The sequence below is a fragment of the Hyphomonas sp. genome (assembly GCF_040882205.1).
Lineage (GTDB): Bacteria > Pseudomonadota > Alphaproteobacteria > Caulobacterales > Hyphomonadaceae > Hyphomonas.
Map to the genome: position 1 here is coordinate 1 of NZ_JBBEBT010000152.1, position 4,531 is coordinate 4,531.

Consider the following 4,531-nt stretch of genomic DNA (forward strand, 5'->3'; position numbering starts at 1 on the left):
GCCAGCTTTCCCACAGCAGGCAATGGCCCTCCTCCGGCGTCACATAGACGAACCGCCGCGCGCTCTCCGGCGCCGCGTCCACCAGCTGCGGCGCCGCCATCATCATCGCCAGGCGCGGGTCCTCGAACCTGATGCGTCCGGCGCCCTCTGGTACGCACACATAATACGTGCCCGAAATGACCGAGCCCGGATGGATATGCCCCGAATGGTGCCCGCCCTCGCCGAGCACGTTCACCCACAGCGCGTCGAGCCCCAGCGCCAGCCCGTCCATGTCCCAGTGCAGCGCGGCGGCAAATTTCGCCGCCGCCTTGTCGAGCAGCTTCTTCAGCGCCGCAAATTCCGGCATCCGTTCCGGCAGGTCGTCCAGTGAGGCATAGGATGTATACCCCGGATACCCCTCCCGCTCACACCAGTCATTCCCCGCCGTATCGTCTTCAGACAAGACCCAGACCGCGCGCTCGAGACTAGCGCGCAAGGCATCGTCGCCGATAGCGAGCTCTTCGATCGGCGTAGCAAAAAGGTATCGCATCTGGAGCCTCCGCCCCTGCGGTTACAGGCTCCTCGCCAGCGCTTCAAGCTGCGTCGCCGCCATGCCCCAGCCTTAATGCAAGCCCATCGCCCTTATTCCTTCATTATCTCCCCGGTCCAGTGCATGGCGCGCCAGATGTAATGCGTGCGGCCTTGTCCGGATTCGGTGAACAGCGTTTCGGCCACCATGAACGGGCGCCCCGGCGGGTCCAGCCCGGCAGGAACGTATCTGTTGTCACGGCCCGCCTGACCGGCGAAACCTCAAGCAACACACCGGCATTCCCGAACCGCCCTGCGCCGGCCTGGCCCTATTCCGCCGGCAGCATCCCGGCCGCCATCAGGCGTTCCATTATGATCGGCACCAGCTTCTCCGGAATCTCCCCCGGCGCCGGCTGGCTCGTGAACACGCGCGACTCCGACAGCACGCGCTCGCCCTGCCGGATCACGAAGCCCTCATAATCCTTCGCGGCCACCTGCCGGCAGATCTCGGTATAATTGTTGAGGCCCCCCGCATACGGCATGAACATCCGCGGCTTTCCCGGCACGTTGGCGCCCATGTACCAGCTGTTCGCCTGCGGCAGCAGCGTCGGCGTCACGGCCTCCGCCGAATGCCGGCACCAGGTCGCTTCCGCTTCTTCGCTCGCTTCGATACTCGTCTGCTGGCGCTGCTTCAGCGCCACGAGGCAATCGGCAATCCATTCCACATGCTGCTCGATCGAGTTGATCATGTTGGTCAGCACCGACGGGCTGCCCGGCCCGGTGATCGTGAACAGGTTCGGGAAGCCGGAAATCATCAGCCCCAGATAGGTGCGCGGCCCCTCGATCCAGTGATCCCGGATCCGCCGCCCGCCGCGCCCGACAAGATCGATCCGCTCGATCGCCCCGGTCATCGCATCAAAGCCGGTGGCCAGCACCACGGCGTCGAACGCATAGTCACGCGCCGCCGTGCGGATGCCAGCTTCCGTGAACGTCGCCAGCGGCTCCGCGCGCAGATCTACCAGCGCCACATTCGGCCGGTTGAACGTCGCATAATATCCCGTGTCCACGCACGGCCGCTTGGTGCCGAACGGATGGTCCTTCGGTGTCAGCCGCTCGGCCACCGCCGGATCGGCAACCTGCTCGCGGATCTTTTCCGCAACGAAGTCCTGGATGATGCGGTTGGCTTCCGGATCAATCGCCGTGTCGGCATAGGCGCCGAGAATGCGGAAGCCCCCCCAGGCCCAACGCCGCTCCAGCTCCGTCCGGATTTCCTCCGGCGCCGTGTCGGTAATCAGCGCGTCCGAGGCTTCGTTCTGGAAACCGCCGCCGGTATCGCGCGAGGCGGCGCGGTAGCCGCGCGGGTCCTCAGACCAGGCCCCGAAGTCGGCGTCCGGTATCGGCCCGTTATGCGCCGGCATCGAATAGTTCGGCGTGCGCTGGAACACGGTGAGATGTTCCGCCTGCCCGGCGATGATCGGGATGGACTGGATCGCCGACGAGCCGGTGCCGATGATGCCAACGCGCTGGCCGGAAAAATCCACGCCCTCGTGCGGCCAGCGCGAGGTGCGGTAGATGTCGCCCCTGAACGTTTCGATACCGGGGAAGGTCACATCCGTCGGAATCGACAGGCACCCGGTCGCGAGGATCAGATGCCGGCAACGCAGTGCCAGGCCCGTTTCCGTCTGAACATTCCACTCCTGCGCCGTATCATCCCAGTGCGCCGCCGTCACGCGCGTGCTGAATCGGATATCGCGCTTCAAGTCGAACCGCTCGGCCACATGCTCGGCATAGCGCAGCAGTTCTGGCTGCGGCGCATACCGCTCCGACCAGCGCCACTCCGCCTCCAGCTCTTCATCGAAGCCGAAACTGTATTCCAGGCTCTGGATATCCACGCGCGCGCCGGGATACCGGTTCCAGTACCAGGTCCCGCCCACGCCGCTGCCCGCTTCCACTAAGGTGGCGTTGAAGCCTAGCCCGCGCAGCTTGTGCAGCATGTACATGCCCGCAAACCCAGCCCCGACAATCAGGGCATCAATTGGCTGGGCCGATGGCTGGGCCAATGGCTGGGCCGGTGTGGACGCTGATGAAGTGACCATGACGGTGTCCTTGTTCTTGCGGAGGCACGCTGCGCATCCGGGTTCAGTCCCGCATATTGATGCATGAATGTAGCCCCCGGTACAGTCAGCCGCGCCCCCTCACCCTGCGTCAGAGTGCCAAAACCATCCGCGCCCCAACCGCTCAAGCGACGGCTGCCCGAGGACCGGACTTCGCCGGTTCCGGTCTTTCATGCCGTGCCACCGCACAAGAGCCCCCAGGGCGCGGAGCTTCAGTTATCCCGCGACCGATATCTGTTCAAACGAACTGAGCTGCCTCTGTTCACAGGCCGATACGGCGATGCAGCTGGTTTTACCGTCTTGCCGGCCAGCTCGAGAAAGAGTGTCCGTGGAAGGATCGCGGAGCGGTGCTATGGCGTTCAAGCGTGCGCCGCCCGGCTCTTCATCATCGCGCTGACGACGGGATGGGGCTTCAGCGCTGCGCGGCCTGCGGCGAGATCGGCGAAGGCCGCGCCGGCGGCGGTGAGCGCAAAATCGATGTCATCCTCTGACATTGCCGCGCATAGGAACATGTTATGCCAGGGATGCATGTAGATGCCGCGTGCAAGCATGTTTTCGGCAAACCCGAAACCGAGCCGCAGGTCTGGATCGTCGGCAAACAGAATTTGCGGCATCTGAACTGGGCCGGTCTGACGCAATCTGAAACCCTGCGCACCCGCGTGCTGGGCGAGGCCGCTGCGCAAGCGCTCGCCAAGACCGGTCATGCGTTCGAGATAGTCAGTTTCACGGAGTATTTTCAATGTTTCAAGTGCGGCAGCCATCGGCACGGCTGAATACCAGAACGAGCCGGTCATGTAGATCGCGCCCGCGCCGGCGCGGCAACTGTCTGAGCCCAGGAGCGCAGAGATAGGATAGCCATTTGCGAATGATTTTCCCCAGCAGCTCAGATCCGGCGCTACCCCTACCGTTGACCAACTGCAATCGCGGGCGAGTCTGAAGCCGGCGCGCACGTCGTCAACGATCAGCATTGCGCCTTTGGCGTCACAGATAGCGCGAGCCCGCCTGGCATAGTCAGGGTCAGCAAGCGCCTGATCCTGGAAAGCATCATGCTTGAAAGGTGTTGCGAAGATGCCGGCAAGATCATCGCCGGCCATCGCCGCTGCTGCTTCGAGGCTTTCGATATCGTTATACACATAACTGATCAGGTGCGCCCGGTCTTCGGCAAGCGTACCGGCGGGGACAGGCGTGCACCAGGGCGCGGAACCATGATAGGCGCCTGACGCGACCAGAATCTTCCGCCGCTTGGTTTCTGCACGCGCAACAGTCATCGCCATGGTCGTTGCGTCTGTTCCGTTCTTGCAGAAGATCGCCCAATCGGCATGGGAGATCATCGCGACCAGGGTTTCAGCAAGGTCTACGATCAACGGCGACGGCCCGGTCATCGTGTCGCCAAGTGCCATCTGTCTGGCGGCGGCAGCTTCGACACGGGGCTCACGGTATCCGAGCAGGTTGGGCCCATAAGCGCACATCAGGTCCAAGTAACGCTTGTTGTCACTATCCCAGAGGTAGGCGCCGTCAGCGCGGTTGAAGAACTGCGGAAAACTCTCCGGGAGCAACCGAACGGACTGATGGCCATACATTCCATTCGGGATAACCTTGCCCGCCCGCGCCTTAAGTATCTGCTCCGTTTCGCGCGCCATGGATGGTCGACCGTTCCGCCAGTTAAGTAGAAAAAATTGATGCAAGCTACGCGTGTGAAAGTCAAATCGCGGCCAGTGCAACCGGCCTTGCAGTGTGCTGATATCATCCTGCAACTCCTGGGCATGTCGGGTCTGCCTGAAGAGCCCATCAGGTTCTGCTCGCTTTCATCCGTCATCTGATTAAGTTTGCCGCGCGCCAATCCAGCTTGCCAGTTGCGCGGCCCCCAATGTCGGCTGAGCGATCGCAGCACGACAGGCGTTGCAGCGTTA

3 protein-coding genes are annotated in these 4,531 nt (G+C 63.1%); all 3 read right to left on the bottom strand.

From position 1 onward, the window contains the following. On the bottom strand, positions 1-529 hold a 529-nt coding region (locus WEA77_RS06105; protein WP_368066983.1), incomplete at its 3' end, for a TIGR02466 family protein. A 307-nt stretch (positions 530-836) separates the two neighbouring features. Continuing rightward, positions 837-2,603 (bottom strand): flavin-containing monooxygenase, encoded by a 1,767-nt coding sequence (locus tag WEA77_RS06110; protein WP_368066984.1) that lies wholly within the window; start codon positions 2,601-2,603, stop codon positions 837-839. 377 nt (positions 2,604-2,980) lie between these two features. Then, the gene (locus WEA77_RS06115; RefSeq protein WP_368066985.1) at positions 2,981-4,261 is read right to left on the bottom strand and encodes an aminotransferase class III-fold pyridoxal phosphate-dependent enzyme; all 1,281 of its coding nucleotides are present in this window, start codon (positions 4,259-4,261) and stop codon (positions 2,981-2,983) included. Positions 4,262-4,531: the final 270 nt, after the last annotated feature.